The following is a 25201-nucleotide window of genomic DNA, read 5'->3' on the forward strand; positions in this document are numbered from 1 at the left end:
CGGGCATGGAAAGGACGGAAATAGATGCTGTCAGAAGGATGCCGCTTGCGGATTTTCTCGCACGGCTGGGGCATGAGCCTGTCAGAAGGAGCGGTAACGAGCTGTGGTATCTTGCCCCGTACAGGGGCGAGCGCACATCCTCTTTCCGTGTGAACGTGGCGAAACAGCTCTGGTACGACTTCGGTTTGGGCAAGGGCGGCGACATCTTCACGCTTGCCGGGGAGTTTCTGCAAAGCGATGACTTCATGAAGCAAGCGAAGTTCATAGCGGAAGCCGCCAATATGACGGTTGCCGGATGGGAAAAGCCCGTCTATCTCTCGAAGCCGACCGAATCCGTTTTTGAGGATGTGGAGGTCGCTCCGCTGCTCCGCTCACTGCTGACGGAGTATTTAGAGGAACGGGGCATCCCTTACGCCATCGCATCCCGTCACTGCTGCCGCTTGAACTACGGTGTGCGTGGAAAACGGTATTTTGCCGTTGGCTTTCCGAACATGGCAGGTGGCTATGAAGTCAGAAGCCGATATTTCAAGGGTTGCATACCTCCGAAGTCTGTATCACTGGTAAAGGCGAATGACATCCCGGCTGACGAGTGCCTCGTGTTCGAGGGCTTCATGGACTTTCTCTCTGCCGTGACGCTTGGTGTAACCGGTAACGCTGACTGTCTTGTGCTGAACTCAGTCGCCAACGTGGAGAAGGCGGCGGGATTGCTGGACGGATACGGGCGCATCGGCTGCTTCCTCGACCGTGACGAAGCCGGACGGCGGACGCTTGCCGCACTTACCATGCGATACGGGGAACGTGTCACCGACCGTTCCTCCCTCTATGACGGTTGCAAGGACTTGAACGAGTACCTGCAACTGACAACGAAAAAACAGAAAAACAACCATCTAAAAATCGAAGAACAATGAACATACTGAACAACAGAAACAAGAGAACATCAATATTCAAGGCAGTGGCGTTATGCCTGATAGCCGCCATGTCATTCACCCTCGTGTCATGTGACGATGACATGGACATCCAGCAGTCCTATCCCTTCACGGTGGAGGTCATGCCCGTGCCGAACAAGGTAGTAAAGGGGCAGACAGTGGAAATCCGCTGTGAACTGAAAAAGGAGGGCGACTTTTCGGGTACGCTCTATACCATCCGCTATTTCCAGTTCGAGGGGGAAGGCTCGCTCAAAATGGATAACGGCATCACCTTCCTGCCTAACGACCGCTACCTGCTGGAGAACGAAAAATTCCGCCTGTACTACACGGCGGCGGGTGATGAGGCGCATAATTTCATCGTGGTGGTGGAGGATAACTTTAGCAACTCCTACGAACTGGAATTTGACTTCAACAACAGGAATGTAAAGGACGACGATCTTACCATCGTTCCCATCGGCAACTTCAGCCCCTTGTTGAAATGATGCGTGTATTCATGACAATGCTCTGTTCACTTCTGACGGTCTGTTCTGTGTCCGCGCAGATCAGCCGCCAAGAGGGAACGGACGGGCAGGCGGCAATCTACCGACTGCCGCTTATGGAACGTGCTTTTTTATGCTGCCGCTACTTTGAAGGCTGGCACTCAGAAAAACACTACCCATACGTCGGTTGGGGTCACAAACTTTTGCCAAACGAGAAGTATTCGGCACGAACCATGACAAAACGGGATGCGGATGAACTTTTGCGGAAAGACCTGCGCAAATTTGTCGCCATGTTCCGTAAATTCGGGGTTGATTCGATTTTGCTTGGCACGTTAGCTTACAATGTGGGACCGGCGAAGCTGTTAGGCAGCAAAACAATCCCCAAAAGCACCTTAATCAAGAAGCTGGAAGCTGGTGACAGGAACATCTACCGTGAGTATATAGCCTTCTGCAACTACAAAGGAAAACGCCACGCCATGCTGCTCAAACGGAGAAAGGCGGAGTTTGCGCTGTTGTATATCCCATAAAAGGACTGACAAAACTGGCAAAAGACGTGCCATATTTAACTTGGCACGTCTTTTGCTCTATCACTTGATAGATTATCGTAGGATTTTCTCGTTAATTGACATCGTTGAGCCATTTTTGCCTATCGGTTTCCAAATAACACTTCAAGTTGTAAGTGTTGTGAGAGCAATACAAAACATAGTTATTAACCATAAAAAGTATAGCGAAATTATGAAGAAAGTATTTAGCCTTAAATCCGCAACTCCATTCCCGAAGTGCTACCTACATAAAGAGAAATGGACTTTTGATTCGTAAGATAACCATTAAGTCCTCGCGTCCGTTTCAATGCGCATACCATCCCCTTACCCCATAAAGCGACTTGAGGCAATACGCAATCAGTGGCCATCAAGTGATGTAAATCATCCGGAAGAAGTTTTGAAGGCTTCTGCATATGCATGGTTGTCGGTGTAGATATTCAGCACACATTGCCTTGCGGTCTTAATCCACTTGGCAGGTACTGAAATGAATTTGAAGACAAACGTCTTGATACGGCTGGTTTCCTTGAGCCCGAACTTCTTCACTTCAATCCTTTGCATGATGGCCTTGTAGAAATTGCGTATCAGTGCCGTCAGGAGCAGGAACACGGTATTTTCCGCCATGAAGGATTTAGGCAGTCTGTCCCATCCAAACCCATTGTTCATGTCATCAAAGACGCGTTCCTTGCCACCGCGCATGTTATAGAACTCCACGATGTCCCTCATGGATGATTCGTAATCGTTGGTCAGGATGCAGCGGTATGTATATTCCCCCTCCCACAGGTCCGGTCCACTGCCCATGCGTCTCTGTCTCTGGATTACCAGGCGATACGGTTTGCCCTTCCACTTCTCAACGAGAATGGAGTTCAACTCAAACACGATGCCGTTTATCTCTTCCTTCTTCCACCCTCTGAGCGCGAAGATGTCATCATAGAGCGAGCAGCAGCGGTTGGCGCGTATGTAGAATGTCCTGCAATGCTTCCTGACCTCATCCACAATGTCTTCAGAGCATGAGCCGCAGTCGGCCCTGAAGCGTTTGACTGTCAGCTTCTTCTCTTCAAGTCTCTCCAAAATCCTCTTTAGCGTGTCCTTCTGGTGAAAGCGTACATTGGTGTTGCCGTCGCTGTTCTCTATGCCGACAATCATGTCGCCGATAACGGCCACACCGGACCTGTAACCAAGAAATTTCTTGTACGTGGGCTTTGCATCGTACTTCTCCGCCTCAATGAACTGGTGGTCAAAGTCAACGTCATACTCCCCGCCCTCTTTCAACTGCCCTGTGGACAACAGGCAATTCAGGAGCAATGTGTTGAGTGTGTCTGCCGTATTGAAATCATAGGACTTTCCGGCATCAGACGTGTATGAGATGTTTTCCCGGGTCAGTTCGTTTATTGCCCTAAGGATGGTGTCGGCGCTACAGGTGCGGAGTGTGGGGTGAAGGGAAAGATGACTCATTAAGTGGGCGGTGACATCCTCAACGCAAGAACCGCCGCAGAAGTAAACGCATAGGAGGGAGCGGATGATTTCGCTGTATTGATAACCATAGAGTTTGCATCTCAACCCAAGTGTTGAGTCAATTGTAGAGGAGAGAAGGGAGGTAAATTGCTCCATGATTGGAAATATGCCTCCAAAAGGAGTGAGTCTTTCGGATTTTATTGCTACCTTTGCCATGCCTGTTGCGGTTTTCTTTGTCTTTGGATTCGCAACACTAAGGTAAGTGAAAACGCTGACATGGCAAAAACCTGGGCAACAAAATGTTGCTCAGGAACTTATAAAAATAATTATCAATTATGTTGCGGAATTAAGGTTTAGGAAAATTCAGAAAGGAACAATTCAAGTATTCACCTGTAAGAAGTTACTAATGACAAAAAAGAAATTGCCCGTTCGTTTTACGGGTCAGCACTTTACTATTGATAAAGTGCTAATAAAAGATGCAATAAGACAAGCAAATATAAGTAATCAGGATACGGTTTTAGATATTGGGGCAGGCAAGGGGTTTCTTACTGTTCATTTATTAAAAATCGCCAACAATGTTGTTGCTATTGAAAACGACACAGCTTTGGTTGAACATTTACGAAAATTATTTTCTGATGCCCGAAATGTTCAAGTTGTCGGTTGTGATTTTAGGAATTTTGCAGTTCCGAAATTTCCTTTCAAAGTGGTGTCAAATATTCCTTATGGCATTACTTCCGATATTTTCAAAATCCTGATGTTTGAGAGTCTTGGAAATTTTCTGGGAGGTTCCATTGTCCTTCAGTTAGAACCTACACAAAAGTTATTTTCGAGGAAGCTTTACAATCCATATACCGTTTTCTATCATACTTTTTTTGATTTGAAACTTGTCTATGAGGTAGGTCCTGAAAGTTTCTTTCCACCGCCAACTGTCAAATCAGCCCTGTTAAACATTAAAAGAAAACAGTTATTTTTTGATTTTAAGTTTAAAGCCAAATACTTAGCATTTATTTCCTGTCTGTTAGAGAAACCTGATTTATCTGTAAAAACAGCTTTAAAGTCGATTTTCAGGAAAAGTCAGGTCAGGTCAATTTCGGAAAAATTCGGTTTAAACCTTAATGCTCAAATTGTTTGTTTGTCTCCAAGTCAATGGGTAAACTGTTTTTTGGAAATGCTGGAAGTTGTCCCTGAAAAATTTCATCCTTCGTAGTTCAAAGTCGGGTGGTTGTCAAGATGATTTTTCTGGTTTGGTGTCGTCTTTTAAGCTGCCGCATAACGAAAAATGGTAGCCGTAGTTGCCGGATTTACAGCACTTTCGTATCAATTTAGCACTTCGGTTCGTTAAAAGCACCAAAGTATCAAGTTGGCACGAAAGCCGGCAATTATCGGCTACCATATGTGTGTGCCCTGCATATGCAGGACACACCCCGAAAGCTTTTCAAATAGTTCAAAAATACAAATTTAGTTTTACGAACCAAGTTTTCGGGGTGTTATTTTTCCAGAGGGTGCAAGTCCCTTACGAGCGGATTGAAACCCCGAATCGTTAGCAAGCTGCAAGGTGGTTTATCGTGAGGTATGCACTGAAGGAAGCAGAACTGCAAAAGTCTGTACCGACGAACAGAAAGTACATAAGAGGCATAACAATAAGGATGAGTATCCACAGCAATACGAAGTCCAAAACAGTGTTCTGAACATGCTATTAAATCAGATTATTGTTATGTAGATGTACCGGCGATAGACGGAAGGAAAAAGCATTTACCAGGGGAGGTCTTGGCGATTACGAGTTAATCAATCCAAGAAGTCAGCAGAGGTCATAGTACTTGAGGGCAAACGAGGTGCGAATAGATACCGCATAGGTCTCACAAACAAGGAAGGACTGAACGTAAAGAGGTTTTCAATAGGTAACGGAACACATAGTAGCCCTACTTAACGAAAACAGGTTAAAAACAACTAAAATGATAACAAGAGTAGTACATCCGTTTAATCTTCAAAGAGCATTGGAACACGTGATTGCCAATAAAGGTAGTGCGGGTGTTGATGGTGTTTCTATAAGAGAGCTCCGCAAGGTGTTTTCTGAAAAGAAACTACAACTGATTGAAGCAATCAAACAAGGCAACTATCAAGTACAACCCATTTTAGGTATTGAAATTCCGAAAGGAAATGGGAAAACTCGATTATTGGGTGTTCCCACCACTACAGAACGTGTGTTGCAACAAGCCTTAGCACAAACTATTGCACCACTTTTTGAGCCCGAATTTAGTAATTACAGCTATGGATTTAGACCTCACAAGAATGCCCGACAAGCCGTTGGACAATCTCGGGATTACATCCATTCAGGATTAAACCACATTGTGGATATTGACCTGAAAAACTTCTTTGATGAAGTTGACCACTGTTTATTACTGAATTTAATCTATCAAAAAGTGAAATGCAAAGCTACCATGCAACTCATACGCAAATGGCTCAGAGCACCTATTAAAATCAACGGAAAGCTACGAAAGAGAAGAAAAGGCGTTCCGCAAGGAAGCCCTTTAAGTCCATTATTGTCGAACATTTTACTACATCAACTGGATAAGGAAATGACTCGAAGAGGACACAAATTTGTACGTTATGCGGATGATTTTAGTATTTATTGCAAAAGCCACAATCAAGCCAAGGCAACAAGAGTGGTAATTGAAAAGTTTTTGAAAAACAAACTCAAATTAACTATAAATGAAGAAAAGAGTGGTATCAGAAAACCAATCCACTTCACAATTTTGGGTTTCGGATTCGTACCTACGTACGAGAAAGGAAGTAAAAATCAATACCAACTTATTGTATCGGAAAAAGCATGGAAGAAACTAAAAGAACGACTTAAAACAATCACCCGAAAAACCACACCAGCCACATTTGAAGAGCGTATTGCCAAGATAAAAGAAGTGCAACGCGGATGGTTGAACTATTTCCAAGGCACGAGTATTTTGGGCAAATTACGAGATTTAGATGGTTGGCTTCGCAACCGACTGCGCTATTGCATTTGTCATCATTGGAAAAAACCCGAAAGGAAAAGGAAAAACCTGATTCGATTAGGTGTAGACCAAGACCATGCCTACGCTTGGAGCAGAACACGGAAAGGCGGTTGGGCAATAGCACAAAGTCCTATTCTAGGCACTACCATTACTTTACAACGCTTGAAGAAAAGAGGATATGTTTCCTTAACTGAATTACATTTACAACTTAACCCATCTCTTTGCGAACCGCCGAGTACGTGACCCGTACGCTCGGTGGTGTGAGAGGCGCACTCCGTCAGTTACTGGCGGAGCCGTCTACTCGATTATGCGGTCGGTTTTCATTTTCTCTTCTTTCTCGTTAATTTGTCAAGCAAAGTTACTAAATTTGCAGTCAAGCAATTTCAATTTTTGAATTATGTATTTCAGCAGACCTTGGACTTCTATCTAAGTGATAGGCAGTCCTGAAAATTCCAATCTCTTTTAGGTCAAGACAATTAGTCTATGGGTTTCGTGTACCGACTTTTTTGTAAAGGCGTTACGTTGTCATAGTTGCTCTGTCGGGTAATACTGTCTATTCACTTCTCCACGATTTCAACAACAAAAATGATTGAACGTATCAAATCGTTGGGGGAAATGGAGACGAAGCAGAAATGTGTAGTTCAACGGTTCGAGATTATCATTCCCCTCCACCAAAAAATAACGACCCAATATATAGCCTCCGCAAGTTTTACTTGCGGATTTTTTAGTTATCGCAGATTGGACAAAGGTTTCTTTGCTACTTTCTTTGTCCGCCATCATGCTCACTGAAAGAAAGTAGGGCGGCTCTCGCCGCCCCGCCACTCAAAAGCGTGTGTAAAGTCCCGTCACCATCGTGAACATTTCCTCCAGCATATCAAAATAGATACCCTCGTGTACGGCAATGTCCTTTGTCTTGCACTCAAAGGTCTTTTTGCTGAACGTCCTGCGGTAGAAGCGCATATTGTAGAGGTCTGCCCCTTCGTCATAGATGATGTCAAGGCGGTTGGCACTTGTTTTGTTCCTTGCAAGGCTCATCCGTAAGCCGTTGCCCATATCTATGAAATCACGGCTACCTGTCATGGCGGTGAAGCGTTTTCCGCCTATCTGCTGTAATATCGTCTTGGCTATCATATCTTTTGTTTTTAGGGTTTTAAGTATTGGCGGTGCGGACACCGCCATCCCGTTCAAAATTCTCGCATTTCGGAAATGGGGGTCTGCCGTTGTAGCCACTCTTTCACACATTCCATATTGTACTCGCTCGTGATGACTGCCGTATGGCTGTCGGTGGCGGTGAAACGTGTGCTTTCGTAATCATCTATCCACCCCTTGAGGGTGTCCGTTCCCCACGCTCCGGTATCGTCAAAGATACCGTCCAATGCCGTGATAGGTTCGCTGAACTTGACTATCAGCGTTTGATAGGTCGTGTTCATAGTCTGTCCTCCTTTCCCTTCTTTGCGTTCAGCCACTTGTCCCGTGCGGCTCGGCACTCGTCCAACGTGGGTTTGACACAAGAGAACAATTCTCTGTCTATGGGGTGGCGGTAGTCGTACTGCACAAGTGTCCGCCTGCGTCTTCCGATACCCGATTGGAAACGCTCGTATTTCTCCGTACCTGCTTCCGCGCAGGTGCTTACTCCGTTGATGGTCATTCGTGTTGTCATAATGTTGCTTTTTAGATGGTTAAAAATGTACTGACAGAACTCTGTTCTTCATCACCATTTCGGGGTTGCTTGTGTAGCGTTGGTGCAGGTAGAAATGGTGTGAGCCGAAGCCGTAAAGGAAAAACTTGTCAAGTTCGTGCTTCTCGGCAAACTCCTTTACGCTCTTTCTCAATTCCCCCTCACTCGTTGTGAGAGTGAGGAGGTTCACAAATTCAAGGAACATCGTGGGGATTGCATCATCCCACACACAAATCATACTTTCAATTCTTACTTCCATATCAATGTTGTTTTAGGGGTTATGCTATGCCGCTTTCATCCGCTCACGGATAAGGTTGGCGTTCTTGTTCACAAGGTCTATGATGCGCTCGTGATATTCGGTGTCCTGGTTGTGCTTGCCGTGGCACTGCACCACTTCGAGGGTTCGCAAGTCCACCTCTACGGTTTCAATAATCTCATCGCCAATCCTTGCCGATAGTATGAGGGTGTCGGCTTTCTTGTAGTATCCACTGCCAAACACGCAGATGCCCTGCGTCTTGCCCTCGTTGTAATACTCGTCTATGCTTTCAAGCACCTTGACGATTATTTCCTCGTCCGTGATTACCAAGCCGAAGAATTTGGATTTGTTGGCGATGAAATCCTCCGCATCTTTCTTTCGTTGGAGTTGTCGCTGTTGCTCACGCTCACGCCTTTCAATCTCCCAACGGCGTTGCTCTGCGGCTCTTTCCTTCTCGTGTATGGCTTCAATTTTTCGGGTTGCGTTGTCGTGTGCCGCCATGAAATCTTCGGGACAGATGTTCTTCGGGTTACGGAGGTCTTGACCGAGTTTTTTGAGCATACGCAGATAGTCGCACCACATTGAGAGGTTGTCTATCTGATACTTGTGACGCTTGGCAATCAGATATGATGCCCAACATTCATCGGCAGTACGGGTATTGAAAAGAAAGTGTTTCATGACCTCAATCTCACCGCCTTTCATAAGGGTTTCAATTCTTGGGTCTGAAAGCAAGGCTTTGAAAAGACGCACGGGGGAGATGCCGTGGAAATCGCCCTTGAAGCCGTTACGTCTGAGTTGGGGCAATATCCTCATCTTTGGATATGCACAGCTTCTTGCCACCACATCATCGTATAGGCTGTTGTGCGGTCTTACCTCCATATCGCTGCCTAATGCCCACACATCGCAATAGCAGAAAAGGAAGCCACGGAGCAACGCCATGTCCGTAACCTTGCCGTCGGGTGAAATCCAACGCTGCACGACCTCGTGGCAGTAGAAACGCATCGGTTCGCCTTTCCTGCTCTCGCATCTGACCTGCGCCACGCGGATTACCTGATACCCTTTGCAGGTGGTTATCACGCTGAAATTCTGCGTTTCCTTGTAGATGCGTCTGCGTGTGTCCTGCACTTTGAGTTCGGCATGGCATTTGGGGCAGGTGCAGCCTTCAAGGGTGTCGCATAGTCCGCTGTCGCTGTGCCACTCGTGACCGCAGTCGGAACAGGTGATGTTCCCTTTCTTGGTGCGGTAGCCGATATGCTCAACGCAGTGGCGGTATGCCCAATCTATTTGTGTCGCTGATATGGGGCGAAGGTTGGCGGAAAGTCTTGCCACCTCTTTCTGTATCTTGGTCTTCGGTTTCATAAGCCTAAATCAAATAATGAGGGTTGGGGTTGGTTTTCTTTTCTCGCTGACGGTCTGTGGCGGTTCTGCAACTTGCGGAGTTCCTCCTCTTGGTATTTGCGGACAGCGTTCTGACGTGCCTCCGCCTTTTCCTCTGCCGTGAGTTTCACAACGTGGTTCACAACCACTTGGCAGTCCATCGGTTTGCCCACCTCTATCTCGTTTTCCTCATAGTAGTGGATGGCTTGCCCGAATATTTCTCCGTCCGTGAAACCGTTGCAACCGCTTTTCTGCACATAGTTCAGAATGTGGGTCACGCACTCGTCCATGTTCTTGGCAGGGTTGCGGTACTTCTTTGCAAATAGCGCATCTTCCTCCGCACGCTGTTCCAAGTACATATATATCGTTCTCTTGAAATGGTCTGTTCCTTTCATATCGCTGTCATTTTTAGATTATCTGTTTCAGTATCTCTCTCCAATAGGTCGGCTCTACCTCGCTGAGAAGGAAGTCCATGAAATCCCTCCGTGCGTCCTTGTTCAGTTCGTGGTACAATCTTCGGAAAGTTTCAAAATTGCCGTTGATGTACGTTTCCACCATATACACGAAGATGTTGTCCACCTCGTAATATCTGCACTGCTGCGCTGCCGTCTTGCTGTTTCTTTTTGCCATGTCGGTAAGGGTTAAAGGGTGAATAACCAAAGGATGAAGCCAAAGAAGGCAATGGTGGAAAGGATAGCCACGATTACACCTATCGCCACTCGGAACACTCCGTTTACAATCTCTCTGATGATGCCCCAAAGGATGCCGAACACCCCGAAGGCGGTGCGCATCATCAAGCCGCATATCGCCAACCCGATGTGTTGCGCCATTTGTCTGAAATTTGCCGTTGCCGTCATATCTTCGCTGTTTTTGATTTTTTTGTTTTTAATGCGGATTCAAGAGCTGAGGGAGTTGAGTTTCAAACTATCTTATCTGCCTCTCGTTTATCCGACATTTTTTTTATGCGTCTTTCTGTCGCATCGGTCGTTTTCGTTTCGGGTGCTTGAAAAGGTAGGGATTAGGGAATGCAAGGTTTTTCGGTCAAAATACTACCCGCAGGGCTGGAGATTTTTACCGAAAACAGGAGGCTTGACCTTGCTTTCCCGTCCAATCCCGGAATTACCTTTGCGCCCAGAACGAAAATGACTGACTGATGCGGCTTACTGAAAGGCGCAAAATGGAGGTAAACGAAAACAGAGGCAGATTGTGTAGAAAAAAACTTCAGGGGAAAATCCGTAAAAAAAAGAATCACCAAAAGGAAAAAGACATCACCGGAAGCGTGAAAAGGGCAAACCACAACAAAGGAAGTATGATTGTTTCCGATCCGACGGAACTTGTTCAGCCGGGTGGCAACAATCATTCTTCCCGGTTTGTCCGGCTGTGTGTGGGCGCCTGTTTCATTCATGGGGCAGGCTGACACACTCTGCATTCACTTTCCGCTTCCGGCAAAAGAGACAGCGAAAAAAGAAAAATCATTTGAAAACCCGTAAAAGCACCTCTTGGCATAGGCGCAAAAGAAAGGGGCATTGCTTCATCTGTCTAAACATCGTTTAGGCGTGAGGCAATGCCCTTTTCTCCAGCTATGCGGTAGTCGGCACACGTTTGTTCCAAACTCGTTTTGGGCAATGGTGTGCCGACGGACAATACCGCTTTTACGGAAAATTCTTATGAATGAGGGGATAAAAAACGGGAGTTTATATCAAAATCTCGAATTAAATAGCTACTTTTGCATACGAAGAGTTCTTTGAAGGTTACGCAACGCGCAGAAGGATAATGCAGTAGATAACTAACTAAATCGTAACCTATTACTATCAAGAGCAATTAACCTACGCTCATTTCCAATAAATTACACTCTTTTCGTAACTTCCGGTTGCAAAGGAACAAAAAAGCATCTGTTCTTCGGGCAGAAGTTCTGTTAAATTTTGAAACTATCCCTATCTTTTTGCCGGACTGGCAAATTATCGTTATATTTGTACTTGCATATATTTAATAATGTAGTACGATGAAATTCCCGATAGGCATACAGAGTTTTGAGAAAATGATAACAGAAGGATACTGTTATGTAGACAAAACGGATTTACTCTACCAACTGGTAAAGGAAGGTGCGATTTATTTCCTCAGCCGTCCCCGCAGGTTCGGGAAAAGCCTGCTTGTATCTACCCTGAAGAATTATTTCTTAGGTAAGAAAGAGCTGTTCAAAGGACTTGCCATCGAGAAACTGGAAACGGAATGGAGGGAATATCCCGTATTCCATATCGACTTCAACGGAAGCAACTTCACCGTTCCGGGTACGTTGGAAGATATACTGGAAGGCACCATAAAAGGTTGGGAACGGGAATACGGAAAGAGCCAGGACTATACGGATATAGGGAAACGCTTTGCATACGTCCTCAAACAAGCTCACGAACAATCGGGTAAACGTTGCGTGGTGTTGATTGACGAATACGACAAGCCTATCTTGGACGTGCTTGATACGGGCATTAAGGGAGAACAGGAGGAAATGCTGTTGGAGGACCGGAACCGGGAAGTGCTGAAAGGATTCTATTCGGTATTCAAGGCTGCGGACGATGACCTGCAGTTCGTCTTGCTCACCGGAGTTACCAAGTTCTCGCAGGTAAGCGTGTTCAGCGGTTTCAACCAGCCTGCCGACATCAGCATGGACATACGCTATGAAGCCCTGTGCGGTATCACCCAGGAAGAACTGGAACACTACTTTGCCGGTCCGATAAGTGATATGGCAGACAGGGAAGGCATATCCAAGGAAGAAATGACCGGTCTGCTCAAACGCCAGTACGACGGATATCATTTCAGTAAAGCCATGACAGATATCTACAATCCTTTCAGCCTGCTCAATGCTTTTGCCACGCAAGACATGCAAGATTACTGGTTCCGTAGCGGTACTCCTTCATACCTCATCCGCCTGCTTGCGCATACCGATGAGAACCTGGATGAACTGACCGGAAAATATTACGACCCGCAGGAGTTTATTGACTATAAGGCAAACGTAGAAAAACCTTTGCCGATGATTTACCAGAGCGGATACCTTACCATTAAGGACTATAAACCACGCCGAGGTACATTCCTGCTCGACTTCCCCAACAATGAAGTGAAGAAAGGATTTGTATCGTTGGTAGCTTCCGATTATTTCAAGCCCCAACGGGAAAATGTAAACAGTTGGATACAAGACCTTATCGATGCGCTGGAGGAAGGTGATACAGACAAGCTGCATAAGCTGTTCACCTCGTTCCTTGCCGACATTCCCTATACCATGCGTCGCAAGCAGGACGAGAGGGAAAGGGAGCGTTATTTCCACTATACGTTCTACCTGATATTCCGCCTAGTCAGCGTCTACACGGTCTATACCGAAAAGGAACAGAGCGAAGGACGGGTGGACTGCATCGTAGAGACACCCGATTACGTCTATATTTTCGAATTTAAGCTGGACGGTTCGGCAGATGAGGCATTACGCCAAATCGAAGAAAAAGGCTACGCACGCCCGTATGCTTCCGACAAGCGGACGATCTATAAAATAGGTGCCAGCTTCTCCTCGCAGACCGGAACCATTGACGACTGGAAGATTCAAAACTAATATCTTTGAAGCAAGAAAGACGCAGAAGTATAATAATCCGTTTACACTTCTGCGTCTTTGTTATTTCAATGTGATCCCGTCCAAATTATACCAGATGTGCCACCCATTCATCACGGTCGCCCGGAAGGAGGTCTACTACCGGAATCTCAATCATTGTGTAGCATCCCGGTTGCTGACGCATCGAGGCGCGGGCTACGCATACCAGTACTTGGGCAGTCAGAGCCGGATTGTTGATTTTCATATCAAATTCGAACAATTGGTTATGAGTCTTGCCCGATACACCTTTGCGAACCAAGTTCACACCGTGGCCTACATCGTTCAGGTCGTCCACACAAGCGACTTGTTTCACGTGCGTTTCGTCATTCACGAAATACGGGTCAGCTTTGATAGCTGCTTCTACCTGCTTGAAATCGGCACCCTCTTCCAGCTCTACATATACCATACGGCGATGAATGCCCGTACCTACGGGAATAGTCATCGACAACGCATCTTTCACACCGGCAATCGCGCGCACAGCTACAGAGTGACCCATGCTGCGGCCCGGACCGAAGTTGGTATAGGTGATGCCTTTTGGAGCAATGGCTTCCAGCAAGGTACGTACTACCGAGTCACTTCCCGGGTCCCAGCCTGCCGAAATAACCGATACGGTATTGTTTGCCTTAGCCACTTCGCCCAATGTACGGCGCAAGTCGCTGATTTGTGTATGGATATCAAAGCTGTCCACGGTGTTGATACCGAGTGCGAGGATTTCTTTGGCGTACTGCTCTACGCTGCGCGTCGGAGTGGCAAGAATGGCAACATCCACGTCTTTCAGTTCTTTGATGTCTTTCACCACTTCATAGTTTGCCAACTCGGCAGGCTTGTTTTCCGCCCCATGACGGCGCACGATACCTGCCACTTCGAAATCGGGAGCCGCTTCCAGCGCTTCCAGCGTAAATTTTCCGATATTACCGTAACCCACTACGGCTGCTCTAATTTTCTTCATTTTCTTATTGGTTTTATTGAATATGCTGTTTTTATTTCTCTTTGCAAAAATACAAAACTTGGAATAAATTCAACGAATAAGAAGGACGCGAATTTGTAAATATTCGGGCAAAACTTACAAATTATAAGTTTTTTATAGCTATTTTTGTCATGAAACTTATAATTTGACAAAGAAACATGATTGAATACATCAAAGGAGAACTTGCCGAAGCGGCACCGGCTTTTGCGGTGGTAGATTGTAATGGGGTAGGGTATGGCATTAATATATCGCTTAATACCTATTCTGCCATACAAGGGAAGAAAGAGGTGAAACTGTTTATTTACGAGGCAATCCGCGAAGATGCGTATGTGCTTTACGGTTTTTCAACGAAGCAGGAGCGCGAACTTTTTCTTTTGCTTATCAGCGTGCCGGGTATCGGGGGCAATACCGCACGCATGATTCTTTCGGCGCTTTCTCCTCGCGAATTATGCAACGTCATCAGTACGGGCAACGATAAATTGCTGAAAACGGTAAAAGGTATCGGATTGAAAACCGCCCAGCGCATCATCGTAGACTTGAAAGACAAGATTGCTTCGACGGGCATTGAAGAAGAGGCAAGTACGGTATCTTCTCTTTCGCATACCGTCAACACCGAAATCTACGAAGAAGCCGTGGCGGCTCTTGTCATGTTGGGATTCGCACAGGCTCCTTCGCAAAAAGCGGTGGCAAGCATCCTGAAAGCCGAACCCGATGCAGCCGTTGAGCGGGTGATTAAGCTGGCTTTGAAGATGCTGTAAGGCATTTCAACTCTTAATTTTTATTTTTTAATTATTCTCTGTATACTGTCGTGTCCAATTTATTTCTACTTTTGCGCAAACATTTTAAAGAACGGAAATATGATTGCTACACTTTTATTTATGGGAATCGGAATGCAGGAACTGATTGTCATTGTGCTGATTGTCTTGCTGTTGTTCGGCGGGAAGAAGATTCCCGAACTGATGAAAGGGCTGGGCAAAGGCGTGAAGAATTTCAAGGACGGCGTGAACGGGATAGAAGAAGACCTGAAAGCCGGCACGAAGGAAGAAGAAAACAAGCCGACCCAAGCGAAATAATTAATTAAGGAGAAACGAGGCTCGTGGAATCCAACGCATCGAACATGACTTTTTGGGATCACGTGGATGAACTGCGTAAAGTGCTTTTCCGCATCATCGGCGTGGTGGTGGCGTTTATGCTCTTTGCGTTCTGTTTTAAGGAGGAATTGTTCCGTGTCATCCTTGCGCCGAAGGAAAGCGATTTCATTATCTACCGGCTATTCGACCGCATTGGCGAAGCCTTGCATCTGACGGGAGCCTTCACGTCCGATTTTCAGGTCCAGCTCATCAACACCAAATTGTCGGGCCAGTTTCTTACCCACATGAGCGTATCCTTCTATGCGGGCATTGTATTGGCTTCTCCTTATATTATATACCAGCTGTTCCGTTTCGTTTCGCCTGCCCTTTATGCCAACGAGCGGCGTTATTCCCTGCGGGTTGTGGTGTGGGGATACGTCTTGTTTCTCTTGGGCGTGTTGTTCAGCTATTTTCTGGTATTCCCTTTTACTTTCCGTTTCCTTGCCCTTTATCAGGTCAGTGCCGAGGTGGCGAACGCGATTCTTCTCAGTTCTTATATTGATACACTTGTGATGCTGAGCCTCATGCTGGGCATCACGTTCGAGATTCCGGTCCTTGCGTGGCTTTTTGCCAAGCTGGGCTTTCTTACTTCCGGCTTCATGCGTACTTACCGCAAGCATGCCCTTGTCATCGCCTTAATCGTATCTGCCATTATTACCCCTACGTCCGATGTCATTACGCTGATGCTGGTAGCCGCTCCGATGGCCTTGCTTTACGAAGCCAGTATTCTTATTGTAAGGCGGACAAATAAATGAGCCATATATTAGGCAGGAGTTGCGCTTATAGGTCCTTTCGTGAAGTAAGATATATTCATCCGCGGTTTGATGTATATTGAATCCGGCGTGAGAAGATATCCTTTTCCATTTGCAAAGTATTTGAAAATCGTTATCTTTGTGCAGAAGTATGTAAAACCAAATAACTGACGAAAATGAAAGATTTCTTGAAGTACATGCTGGCGGCTATTGTCGGAGTCTGCATTGTAGGAGTAGTATTTGCCATTATCGGTGTGATGAGTATTGCCGGAATGGTGGCTTCCTCATCGGGAAGTGAAACGAAGGTAAGCGATAATTCGGTCTTTATCTTGAACCTGAAAGGGAGCGTGGAAGAACGGGTGCAACCGAATCCGCTCAGCCAACTGGTAGGAGAAGAGTTCGGGACATACGGCTTGGACGATATTCTCGGTTCGATAAAGAAGGCGAAAGATAATGAAAAGATAAAAGGCATTTGCCTGGATGCCGGAGCGTTCGTATGTCCGCCCGCTTCGTTGGAAGAGATACGCAACGCGTTAAAGGATTTCAAGGAAAGCGGAAAATTTATAGTCGCATACGGAGGAAATTATCTTCAGAGTACATATTATCTGGCAAGTGTAGCCGATAAGGTTGCAATCAATCCGCAAGGAAGCCTGGGCTGGCACGGGCTGGCTACGCAAACTTATTTCTTGAAAGACTTGTTGGATAAAATCGGAGTAGAGATGCAAATATTCCGTGTAGGTACGTATAAGTCAGCGGTAGAACCTTATACGTCGACTGAAATGAGCCCTGCCAACCGTGAGCAGACCCAAGCTTTCGCCAACTCGATATGGGGTCAGATGGTAGATGAGGTAGCCGCCTCGCGTCGTATTCCGGCTGATAGCCTCAATGCGCTTGCCGACCGCAACATGGATCTCCAGCCGGCAGAGCTTTATATAAAGACAGGTTTGGCGGATACGTTGATGTATCAGGATGAAATGCTTGCCTATCTGAAGCAGTTGACCGAAACAGATGAAGACGATGCATTGAATAAGCTTTATCTGGAAGACATGGTGAATGTGCAGCGCAATGTGCCGAAAGACAAAAGCGGAAATGTGCTTGCGGTCTACTATGCAACGGGAACGATAGGCTCTGGCGAACTCTCTGCCGATGAAGGCATTCATCCGGAAAAGGTGGCGAAGGATTTGCGCCGCCTGCGTGAAGATGAAAGCGTAAAGGCGGTTGTATTCCGTGTGAACTCGCCGGGCGGAAGTGCTTTCGGCTCGGAAGAAATATGGCGTGAAATAACCTTGTTGAAAGAACAGAAGCCTGTTATCGTATCTATGGGTGACTATGCCGCATCGGGCGGATATTACATTGCGTGTGCCGCCGATTGGATTATAGCCCAGCCGACTACGCTGACCGGTTCCATTGGCATATTCGGCTATATACCTAATGCCGAAAAATTGCTGAATGATAAATTGGGCATTCATTTTGACGGGGTGAAAACCAATAAACTTTCTGATTTAGGTGACATTAGCCGTCCTTTCACCGAAGAAGAAACGGCACTGATGCAGAATATGGTCAATCATGGCTATGAACTCTTTACCCAGCGTTGCGCCGACGGGCGCAAGATGCCGGTGGACGAGATAAAGCGGATAGCTGAAGGCCGGGTCTGGACAGGGAAAATGGCAAAAGACTTGAAGCTGGTAGACGAATTGGGAGGAATTGACCGTGCGATAGCGGTTGCGGCAGAACGTGCGGAAATCGAGAACTATACCGTCATGAGTTATCCCAAACAGGAAGATTTTTTCAGCAGCCTGCTCAGCTCGGGCACAGACCGTTATTTGTCGGCTCGTTTGAAAGCGGAACTCGGCGCATTGTACGAGCCGTTCCGTTATTTGCAGACAATCAAGGAAAGTGACCGGATTCAGGCACGTCTGCCGTTTATGATAACGATAAAATAAGAAAGGATTGATAACTGGTGTTATGGGCAACGACCGGGGAATATATCGCAGTCTGCTTCCTGTAGCCTGGCTGTATGGGGCAGGCGTATGCTTGCGTAACTTTCTTTTTGATAAAGGGGTGTTGCGCCAGCAGGCGTTTTCTGTTCCGGTTATTTGCATCGGGAACCTGACGGTAGGGGGGACGGGAAAGACGCCTCATACCGAGTACCTGATTCGCTTGTTGCGCCCGGAATATCAAGTGGCAGTGCTTAGCCGGGGGTATAAGCGGAAGTCGAGGGGCTTTGTATTGGGTAATCCGGAAACGCCGATTGAAGAGATAGGCGATGAACCTTACCAGATGTTGCACAAGTTTCCCGATGTCTATGTAGCGGTGGATGCCGACCGGTGTGAAGGCATCCGCCGGTTGACCGACGGGCATACGGCTCCCGGCACACGGGTGATTCTCTTGGATGATGCTTTCCAACACCGGTACGTGAAACCGGGTATCAGCATTCTTCTTACCGATTATAACCGGTTGATGACAAGAGATTCGTTGCTCCCGGCAGGCCGCTTGCGTGAGCCGGTTGAAGGGAAAAGGCGTGCTGATATGATTTTAGTAACCAAGTGCCCGCATTCTTTAAGCAGGACAGAACGGGAGGCATTGCGGCAGGAGATTGCTCCCATGCAAAACCAATCGCTCTTTTTTACGGCATTGGCTTATGGCCGGTTGCAATCTTTGTTTGTTTCTTCTCCGGAACGTAGACTGGAAAGCCTTGAAGCTGACGAGCATGTCTTGTTATTGACTGGAATTGCCTCTCCGGCTCCGCTTATCGGGAAATTGTCGGAATATACTTCTCATGTAATGTCCTTGACTTTCCCTGACCATCATGCGTTTGATGCCAATGACCTGCAGCGTGTCAAAGCGGCGTTCGAAACGCTTCCGGAAGGGAAACGGATTATCATTACGACTGAAAAAGATGCTGCAAGGCTTATCGGGCATCCGGAGATAGATGCGAGCCTGGCGCCATTTATTTATGTGTTGCCCATTGAGGTAAGTTTCCTTGACGAGGAAGAAAGAACCATGTTTAACCAAAACATTATAGCGTATGTTAGAAAAAATACAAGAAACAGCAGCCTTTCTGAAGGCTAAAATGCAGACTCATCCTGAAACCGCCATTATCTTGGGAACTGGTTTGGGAAGTTTAGTACATGAGATAACCGATAAATATGAAATAAGTTACAAAGATATCCCCAACTTTCCCCTTTCAACCGTAGAAGGACATAGCGGTAAGCTGATATTCGGCAAGTTGGGCGGGAAAGACATCCTGGCGATGCAAGGGCGTTTCCACTTTTACGAAGGCTATTCGATGCAACAAGTGACCTTCCCGGTGCGGGTGATGCGTGAGTTGGGCATTAAGACGCTTTTTGTGTCGAATGCTGCCGGAGGCATGAATCCTGATTTCGAGATAGGCGACCTGATGATTATCACCGACCACATCAACCTTTTCCCCGAACATCCGTTGCGTGGAAAGAACATCGATTACGGTCCCCGCTTCCCGGACATGAGCGAGGCATATTCGAAGGAATTAATCGCCAAGGCATTGGAAATCGCCAAGGAAAGAGGCATCAAGGTACAGCAAGGCGTATACGTAGGCACACAAGGCCCGACATTCGAAACGCCGGCGGAATACAAGATGTTTCATATCTTGGGCGGTGATGCGGTAGGTATGTCGACCGTGCCCGAAGTCATCGTGGCAAACCATTGCGGCATCAAGGTATTCGGCGTATCGGTCATCACCGACTTAGGCGTAGAAGGTAAAATCGTGGAAGTATCGCACGAAGAAGTGCAAAAGGCAGCCGATGCCGCCCAGCCGCGCATGACCACTATTATGAGAGAACTGATAAACAGAGCGTAAGCCATGCACGAAGGAAACAGAACCGAAATAGCGACGCTAGGCGAATTTGGCTTAATCAAGCGTCTGACGGAAGATATTAAATTGGAGAACAAGGAGTCGGTGTACGGTGTAGGCGATGACGCCGCCGTACTCTCCTATCCGGATAAACAGGTATTAGTTACTACCGACCTGCTGATGGAAGGCGTACATTTCGACCTGGTATATACCCCACTGAAACACTTGGGGTACAAATCGGCCATGGTGAACTTCTCGGATATCTATGCCATGAACGGGACACCCAAGCAAATCACCGTATCGCTTGCCGTATCGAAACGCTTCTGCATCGAAGACTTGGATGATTTCTACGAGGGAGTGAAACTGGCGTGCCGGCAACATCATGTGGATATCGTGGGAGGTGACACGACTTCTTCGGTCACAGGCCTTGCTATCTCCATCACCTGCATCGGCGAAGCGGACAAAGAACAAGTGGTTTATCGGAACGGTGCGAAAGAAACCGACCTGATTTGCGTATCGGGCGACTTGGGTGCCGCCTATATGGGACTTCAGTTATTGGAACGTGAGAAAGCGGTATTCCAAGGAGAGAAGGACGTGCAGCCCGACTTTGCCGGAAAAGAATACCTGTTGGAACGCATCCTGAAACCGGAAGCACGCCGCGACATCATCGAAAGCCTGGCGAAAGCAGGAATCAAGCCCACGGCAATGATGGACATTTCCGACGGACTTTCTTCTGAATTGTTGCACATCTGTACGCAAAGCAAGGTAGGATGCCGAGTTTACGAGGAGCGCATCCCGATAGATTACCAGACCGCCGTCATGGCAGAGGAGTTCAACATGAACCTTTCCACCTGTGCCCTCAACGGAGGAGAAGACTACGAACTGCTCTTCACCGTCCCCCTCACGGCGCACGAGCAAGTAGAGCAGATAAAGGATGTGAAAGTTATCGGCTACATCACCAAACCCGACTTAGGCTGTGCCTTGCTTACGCGCGACGGCACCGAGCTGGAACTGAAAGCCCAAGGCTGGAATCCGCTGAAGTAAAATGAAATAGGGCACAAAAGCATAGAGAGTGATTTTGTGTCCTATTTCATTTAAATGCAAACACTAAAAAAGAATTGCTTCCTGACCTTTCTCATATTTGAAATAAGGAGAGTCTAAAATGTGTTTTTTAAACTGCGATATATTCTCATTCGAAACATCTCCTAATTTTATGATTATTCGATTATTCCTTTCATCTAAAGTATGTCCATAATACTTGATTTCAGGATGATTATCTGCTACAATTAATGAATCTAAAGTCTTCATCATCCCCACTAACATAGCCATACTGTTCGCGTATGGCTTGATGATGATTCCATTTTTAGTTTTACATCTTTGCCAGATATCTTCTTGTACGGTGTATGAATTGGAAGTGGTCCAAATATATAATATCTCATTTTCCACATAGGCACCACCATAATAAGGAGGAATTCCTGATTGTTGTATAGAGGATAACCAATTATGAACGACCTCTTTATTACTGAGCACAGCCTGCGGTATCTTTTCATCAGTATGAGGTTTATTTTCACGACCTGTGCAAGACAACATCAGCACCACTGCTATAACCGCAATATATTTAATATAACTCCAAATCATATCTTTCTACTATACAAGAAGCAGGACAAAAATATGCAATAGAAAAAATGCTATCGAAGCATAAAAGAGCATTCATCATAATCTTTCTCCCGGCAACGGTGGAAGAAATAATCTGTCAGAAAGTGTGCGTTTTGTTGTAAGAATTTCCGTCCGTATTCTTCCCCTTTTAAACTGTTTAGCATCGCATCCGGCAACATGCCCTTGTCTTGCAACATGCAACTCAAGTCGTATGGAATCACGTCTGGGCTAAGTAAGAAAGAATGTGCTTTTTGAGCGGCGGCTTTTGCATCGTAAAACGGATTGTCGGGCGACTTGACACATTCGCATAACTGGGTTTGTATGTACAGCCCCGTACGAGGACTTGCCATCAAGATCAATCCATGCTTTGCTCCTATTGAAGGGAGTTTCAATCCTTCAGCCGTACGGTATTTCATCTCATGAGTCAGGAAACCAATCATTTCTTTCCGGGATTTGCAGAAATAAAAAGGCTTTCCGCCGGTTGCTCGTATGAAGTCTTCATACACAGCCTTTTCGTTCCGATGTTCTTTTTTGTCACGCAGGCTTTCTACAGCTTGCTTTATGTCATTATTCAATGACGGCAACAGACTCATTATACCTATTTGATTCCATACTTTTCCATAATGCAGCAAGGTGCAGAGAGCAACTGATTCACCCACTTGCCTTTCTTTGATAGAACTCAAGTCGAAAGAGTCCTTAGCAACTCGATACACTTCATCCTTACCGCATAGGTCCTGTAAATACAAGAAACCGTCATCTTCCCCTGTAAGCAAGAAGAAACTTTCTATATACTCCTTTGTCGAACGCCATTCTTGCGGACCGTTGTTCTGTTCAGCCCACAATGCCAGCCATTCGCAAGATGTCAAGGATAAAAGGTCTCTGCGCCCTTGCAACATCAAGGCTGTATAGGTGTTATATACGAGCAAGTTCTTCTTTCCTTGCCAATCCTCGCTTAAATCGCTTGTTGTTTCTTCTAATTCATCCTCATATTGCTCTTGGTTTTCGATATTGAAATAAGAGCCATAATGAAACCATTGCAATACTAAACGATACTTCTCGAAACTGTCCCATCTTCCTTTCCCCTCGGGATGCATAAATAGCCAAAGCCGTTCATTTTCGGGTGCCGTTTCATAAATCTCATCCAATATGCAGTAAAGTTCATTCGCGATGAGTTCTATTCCCGGATTTTCGGGATTAATAATACGTCCTTCATCCCGGGAAGAGAACTGTATATGATGCCATAACAGAAAACGTATGTCTTCTACATTAATTTCATCGGGGTAATAATTTTCATCCAGCGGATAAAAGGGAAGCCAGTTCCCGTAACGTTTCTTACACGTTGCTGTAAAAGTAGTCCAAATTCCTACTTGGCTGATGACATCCTCAAACCAGGCTGCCAGGCAAAGGCTAAAATAGCGGGCATCCTCCTCCTCAAACATTCCGTCTGCTAAAGGCGTGTTCAGTACTTGGTAAATCTGATTGGCTACATCGGTGTAATAGCGGTCTACTTCGTCCACTATTTGATAAGGATGCAATTCTAACCATTCTTTCGGATATATTTTCTTCATTGTCTATTGATTTTAGTAGCACACATCGTTGTTCTTTCTTGTCAATTTTTGCCGAAGGTACACAAAAAAACGTTTGTCCTGTTGCTTTCCCGGTTATTTCTGCTCTTTTGATAAAAAAGTTTCAAAATAATTTGCAGATTCAAAAAATTTGCCTACCTTTGCACCCGCAATCAAGAAACAACGATTGTAAAGTTGGTGCCATAGCTCAGTTGGTAGAGCAAAGGACTGAAAATCCTTGTGTCACTGGTTCGATTCCCGTTGGCACCACAAAGAGTCAGAGAGTTACAGCGATGTAGCTCTCTTTTTTATTGTTTTATTGGGAGTCCGAAATAAAAAGGTTTTTCAACATCAAATGATTGTTTCTAAAAAGAATTAGCTATATTTGCCCTTAAAGGCTCTTTACCTTTATGGCTCATACAGCAAAGGCAACCACACAGAGGACAGCGACATTGACATTGCCGTTGTGGTAGAACGAATGAGTGATGATTATTTTGAAGATACTCCTTTATTGTGGAAACTGAAACGTAAGATAAGCAATCTTATAGAGCCAGTTCTACTTACAGAGGACACAAATAATCCTCTTTATGCAGATATTCTCAAAACGGGAATATGATATAAACAGAAATATAGAGAACTTAAGAAACAAAATCATAATGCCTCGTATAATCTGGAAAGGATGTTCGCGCAAACCGTATGAAGCTCCTGACGAGCCGCTTCCGCCTGAGGCCATAAAAGTGGAGATTCCGCGGAATCATTTTTGGATGCGTGCGTTATTCATGGCTGCTCCTTTGTATCTTCCTGTAGTCGCCTCGCTTTATTTAAAGAGCCATATCGCCGGATATGCCCTCATAGACAAGCGTTGGATTGCCCTCGGCTTGCTGGGCGCTTTGCTTTTAAGTAACGTGAGTTCGAAATAAGAATCAATATAATCTATTGTAAATTAGGAACATAGCGATAAAAGTATTAAATTTATAGTGCTGAATTATAATATTTAAACGATTACCACTATGTTTCCAGAGTCTAAAGTTACAGAGATTTATTGTATGGCTGATGATTTTTGCAAGGAATTTGCGTTACAACAGGAAAAATATATGATTGAAGACAGTAAAAAGAAGCATCGCAACAAGCCCAACCGCATGAGTGATGCTGAGATTATGGTTATTCTTATTCTGTTCCATTCTGGCGGTTTCCGTTGTTTCAAGCATTACTACAGGGAATATGTGTTGCAAACATCTGAAACACCTGTTTCCGCGTCAAGTATCCTATAATCGTTTTGTAGAACTGGAGAAGGAGATACTGCTTCCTATGACCATCTTCATAAAGAAGGTATTGATGGGAACCTGTACCGGCATCAGTTTTGTCGACTCCACTCCTTTACGTGTCTGTCGTAACCAAAGAATTCTGATTCATAAGACATTTGAAGGTCTTGCAGAACGAGGGAAATGCTCCATGGGATGGTTCTTCGGATTCAAGTTGCATCTGATAATCAATGATAAGGGTGAAATTCTCAATTTCATGTTTACACCTGCAAACGTAGATGATCGTGAGCCATTGAAACAGGGTAAGTTCGTGGAAAACATTAAGGGAAAACTATGTGCAGATAAAGGATATATTGGGCAGGCTTTGTTTGAAAATCTCTTCCTAAACGGTATTCAGCTTGTTACAAAGGTTAAAAGCAACATGAAGAATTCACTCATGAGTATAGCTGATAAGATTCTGCTTAGGAAAAGAGCCTTGATTGAAACGGTCAATGACGAACTGAAGAATATTGCTCAGATAGAACACTCCAGACATCGTTCTTTTAACAACTTTATAGCCAACTCCTTGTCGGCTATTGCGGCATACTGCTTTTTTGAGAAGAAGCCCGCCATTGATGTAAATTTTGTCAATGACGGACAACTATCTATTTTCTAATCTTATATCGAACTCACGTTAAAATAATATTGAGTTAGTAAT

At 45.6% G+C, this 25201-nt stretch carries 29 protein-coding genes, 1 tRNA gene and 1 pseudogene; 18 read left to right on the forward strand and 13 right to left on the reverse strand.

The features are described from left to right. Positions 1 to 5: 5 nt before the first annotated feature. Genes BACSA_RS12870 through BACSA_RS12880 form a run of 3 tightly spaced genes read left to right on the forward strand, consistent with a single transcriptional unit; the run spans position 6 to position 1932 of the window. Entirely contained in the window at positions 6 to 908 is a 903-nt protein-coding gene (locus BACSA_RS12870) for a toprim domain-containing protein (RefSeq protein ID WP_004291524.1), read from the forward strand. Further along, complete coding sequence (locus BACSA_RS12875) at positions 905 to 1408, forward strand: DUF3872 domain-containing protein (protein WP_004291525.1); 504 nt, start codon at positions 905 to 907, stop codon at positions 1406 to 1408. The genes BACSA_RS12870 and BACSA_RS12875 overlap by 4 nt, the downstream gene beginning before the upstream one ends. Beyond that, positions 1405 to 1932: a glycoside hydrolase family protein gene (locus BACSA_RS12880; protein ID WP_004291526.1), complete on the forward strand. Its 528-nt coding sequence runs from the start codon at positions 1405 to 1407 to the stop codon at positions 1930 to 1932. Before BACSA_RS12875 ends, BACSA_RS12880 begins: the two co-directional genes overlap by 4 nt. 396 nt (positions 1933 to 2328) lie before the next feature. Here BACSA_RS12880 and BACSA_RS12890 read toward each other — a convergent pair whose 3' ends face one another. Continuing rightward, positions 2329 to 3615: an IS1380-like element IS615 family transposase gene (locus tag BACSA_RS12890; RefSeq protein ID WP_007567149.1), complete on the reverse strand. Its 1287-nt coding sequence runs from the start codon at positions 3613 to 3615 to the stop codon at positions 2329 to 2331. A gap of 190 nt (positions 3616 to 3805) precedes the next feature. Between BACSA_RS12890 and erm(F) the strand changes: the two genes are divergently transcribed. The 3 genes from erm(F) (at position 3806) to BACSA_RS20800 (ending at position 7193) form a co-directional block, all read left to right on the forward strand. Then, positions 3806 to 4606: a 23S rRNA (adenine(2058)-N(6))-methyltransferase Erm(F) gene (gene erm(F), locus BACSA_RS12895; protein ID WP_004295323.1), complete on the forward strand. Its 801-nt coding sequence runs from the start codon at positions 3806 to 3808 to the stop codon at positions 4604 to 4606. Positions 4607 to 5351: 745 nt separating this feature from the next. Continuing rightward, on the forward strand, positions 5352 to 6647 hold the full coding sequence (ltrA, locus tag BACSA_RS12900; protein WP_041584028.1) for a group II intron reverse transcriptase/maturase: 1296 nt from the start codon (positions 5352 to 5354) through the stop codon (positions 6645 to 6647). Positions 6648 to 6989: 342 nt separating this feature from the next. Beyond that, on the forward strand, positions 6990 to 7193 hold the full coding sequence (locus BACSA_RS20800; protein WP_004316914.1) for a hypothetical protein: 204 nt from the start codon (positions 6990 to 6992) through the stop codon (positions 7191 to 7193). A 33-nt stretch (positions 7194 to 7226) separates the two neighbouring features. On the opposite strand, the gene BACSA_RS12910 is transcribed toward BACSA_RS20800, so the two are convergent. From BACSA_RS12910 to BACSA_RS20420, 9 genes are all read right to left on the reverse strand, one after another. Beyond that, complete coding sequence (locus BACSA_RS12910; RefSeq protein WP_004304290.1) at positions 7227 to 7535, reverse strand: hypothetical protein; 309 nt, start codon at positions 7533 to 7535, stop codon at positions 7227 to 7229. A gap of 53 nt (positions 7536 to 7588) precedes the next feature. Then, complete coding sequence (locus BACSA_RS12915; protein WP_004291529.1) at positions 7589 to 7834, reverse strand: DUF6956 domain-containing protein; 246 nt, start codon at positions 7832 to 7834, stop codon at positions 7589 to 7591. Continuing rightward, the gene (locus BACSA_RS12920; RefSeq protein ID WP_004304291.1) at positions 7831 to 8064 is read right to left on the reverse strand and encodes a DUF3873 domain-containing protein; all 234 of its coding nucleotides are present in this window, start codon (positions 8062 to 8064) and stop codon (positions 7831 to 7833) included. Before BACSA_RS12920 ends, BACSA_RS12915 begins: the two co-directional genes overlap by 4 nt. A 19-nt stretch (positions 8065 to 8083) precedes the next feature. Beyond that, positions 8084 to 8341, reverse strand: coding sequence for a hypothetical protein (locus BACSA_RS12925; RefSeq protein WP_004291531.1), 258 nt, complete (start codon positions 8339 to 8341; stop codon positions 8084 to 8086). A 24-nt stretch (positions 8342 to 8365) separates the two neighbouring features. After that, complete coding sequence (locus BACSA_RS12930; protein WP_004291532.1) at positions 8366 to 9697, reverse strand: PcfJ domain-containing protein; 1332 nt, start codon at positions 9695 to 9697, stop codon at positions 8366 to 8368. Further along, the gene (locus tag BACSA_RS12935; RefSeq protein ID WP_004291533.1) at positions 9694 to 10110 is read right to left on the reverse strand and encodes a PcfK-like family protein; all 417 of its coding nucleotides are present in this window, start codon (positions 10108 to 10110) and stop codon (positions 9694 to 9696) included. The genes BACSA_RS12930 and BACSA_RS12935 overlap by 4 nt, the downstream gene beginning before the upstream one ends. A 13-nt stretch (positions 10111 to 10123) precedes the next feature. Continuing rightward, positions 10124 to 10345 (reverse strand): hypothetical protein, encoded by a 222-nt coding sequence (locus BACSA_RS12940; protein WP_004291534.1) that lies wholly within the window; start codon positions 10343 to 10345, stop codon positions 10124 to 10126. An 11-nt stretch (positions 10346 to 10356) separates the two neighbouring features. After that, on the reverse strand, positions 10357 to 10572 hold the full coding sequence (locus tag BACSA_RS12945; protein WP_004291535.1) for a hypothetical protein: 216 nt from the start codon (positions 10570 to 10572) through the stop codon (positions 10357 to 10359). Positions 10573 to 10733: 161 nt separating this feature from the next. Continuing rightward, on the reverse strand, positions 10734 to 11120 hold the full coding sequence (locus tag BACSA_RS20420) for a hypothetical protein (protein WP_009126113.1): 387 nt from the start codon (positions 11118 to 11120) through the stop codon (positions 10734 to 10736). Between the two features lie 597 nt (positions 11121 to 11717). On the opposite strand from BACSA_RS20420, the gene BACSA_RS12955 reads away from it, so the two are divergent. Next, positions 11718 to 13304 carry an ATP-binding protein gene (locus BACSA_RS12955; protein ID WP_013618488.1) on the forward strand — a complete coding sequence of 529 codons (1587 nt, stop codon included), beginning with the start codon at positions 11718 to 11720 and terminating at the stop codon, positions 13302 to 13304. 85 nt (positions 13305 to 13389) lie between these two features. Here BACSA_RS12955 and BACSA_RS12960 read toward each other — a convergent pair whose 3' ends face one another. After that, entirely contained in the window at positions 13390 to 14289 is a 900-nt protein-coding gene (locus BACSA_RS12960; RefSeq protein ID WP_013618489.1) for a diaminopimelate dehydrogenase, read from the reverse strand. A gap of 176 nt (positions 14290 to 14465) precedes the next feature. On the opposite strand from BACSA_RS12960, the gene ruvA reads away from it, so the two are divergent. From ruvA to thiL, 7 genes are all read left to right on the forward strand, one after another. Continuing rightward, entirely contained in the window at positions 14466 to 15065 is a 600-nt protein-coding gene (gene ruvA, locus BACSA_RS12965; protein ID WP_013618490.1) for a Holliday junction branch migration protein RuvA, read from the forward strand. Between the two features lie 99 nt (positions 15066 to 15164). Next, positions 15165 to 15380: a Sec-independent protein translocase subunit TatA/TatB gene (locus BACSA_RS12970; protein WP_013618491.1), complete on the forward strand. Its 216-nt coding sequence runs from the start codon at positions 15165 to 15167 to the stop codon at positions 15378 to 15380. Positions 15381 to 15424: 44 nt separating this feature from the next. Next, a complete protein-coding gene (tatC, locus tag BACSA_RS12975; protein ID WP_041584029.1) occupies positions 15425 to 16192 on the forward strand; it encodes a twin-arginine translocase subunit TatC in 768 nt (255 codons plus the stop codon). 173 nt (positions 16193 to 16365) lie between these two features. Then, positions 16366 to 18132, forward strand: a complete 1767-nt coding sequence (gene sppA, locus BACSA_RS12980) for a signal peptide peptidase SppA (RefSeq protein ID WP_013618493.1) — start codon at positions 16366 to 16368, stop codon at positions 18130 to 18132. 22 nt (positions 18133 to 18154) lie between these two features. Next, positions 18155 to 19261, forward strand: coding sequence for a tetraacyldisaccharide 4'-kinase (gene lpxK, locus BACSA_RS12985; RefSeq protein ID WP_013618494.1), 1107 nt, complete (start codon positions 18155 to 18157; stop codon positions 19259 to 19261). Then, on the forward strand, positions 19218 to 20027 hold the full coding sequence (locus tag BACSA_RS12990) for a purine-nucleoside phosphorylase (RefSeq protein WP_013618495.1): 810 nt from the start codon (positions 19218 to 19220) through the stop codon (positions 20025 to 20027). The genes lpxK and BACSA_RS12990 overlap by 44 nt, the downstream gene beginning before the upstream one ends. Before the next feature lie 3 nt (positions 20028 to 20030). Continuing rightward, a complete protein-coding gene (thiL, locus tag BACSA_RS12995; protein ID WP_013618496.1) occupies positions 20031 to 21065 on the forward strand; it encodes a thiamine-phosphate kinase in 1035 nt (344 codons plus the stop codon). Between the two features lie 63 nt (positions 21066 to 21128). Here thiL and BACSA_RS13000 read toward each other — a convergent pair whose 3' ends face one another. Both BACSA_RS13000 and BACSA_RS13005 read right to left on the reverse strand, forming a co-directional pair. Further along, positions 21129 to 21659, reverse strand: coding sequence for a hypothetical protein (locus tag BACSA_RS13000; protein ID WP_013618497.1), 531 nt, complete (start codon positions 21657 to 21659; stop codon positions 21129 to 21131). Between the two features lie 50 nt (positions 21660 to 21709). Continuing rightward, entirely contained in the window at positions 21710 to 23245 is a 1536-nt protein-coding gene (locus tag BACSA_RS13005; protein WP_013618498.1) for a DUF3843 family protein, read from the reverse strand. 194 nt (positions 23246 to 23439) lie between these two features. Here BACSA_RS13005 and BACSA_RS13010 point away from each other — a divergent pair. The 4 genes and pseudogenes from BACSA_RS13010 to BACSA_RS13025 all read left to right on the forward strand — a co-directional run bounded on the left by BACSA_RS13010 (position 23440) and on the right by BACSA_RS13025 (position 25159). After that, positions 23440 to 23512, forward strand: a tRNA-Phe gene (locus BACSA_RS13010). A 115-nt stretch (positions 23513 to 23627) separates the two neighbouring features. Continuing rightward, complete coding sequence (locus BACSA_RS13015) at positions 23628 to 23858, forward strand: nucleotidyltransferase domain-containing protein (protein ID WP_013618499.1); 231 nt, start codon at positions 23628 to 23630, stop codon at positions 23856 to 23858. A 40-nt stretch (positions 23859 to 23898) separates the two neighbouring features. Beyond that, positions 23899 to 24162: a hypothetical protein gene (locus BACSA_RS13020; protein ID WP_041584030.1), complete on the forward strand. Its 264-nt coding sequence runs from the start codon at positions 23899 to 23901 to the stop codon at positions 24160 to 24162. Positions 24163 to 24252: 90 nt separating this feature from the next. After that, positions 24253 to 25159: pseudogene (locus BACSA_RS13025) on the forward strand (IS982 family transposase). The last annotated feature ends 42 nt before the right edge of the window (positions 25160 to 25201 follow it).

The sequence above is a fragment of the Phocaeicola salanitronis DSM 18170 genome (genome assembly GCF_000190575.1).
Taxonomy (GTDB): domain Bacteria; phylum Bacteroidota; class Bacteroidia; order Bacteroidales; family Bacteroidaceae; genus Phocaeicola; species Phocaeicola salanitronis.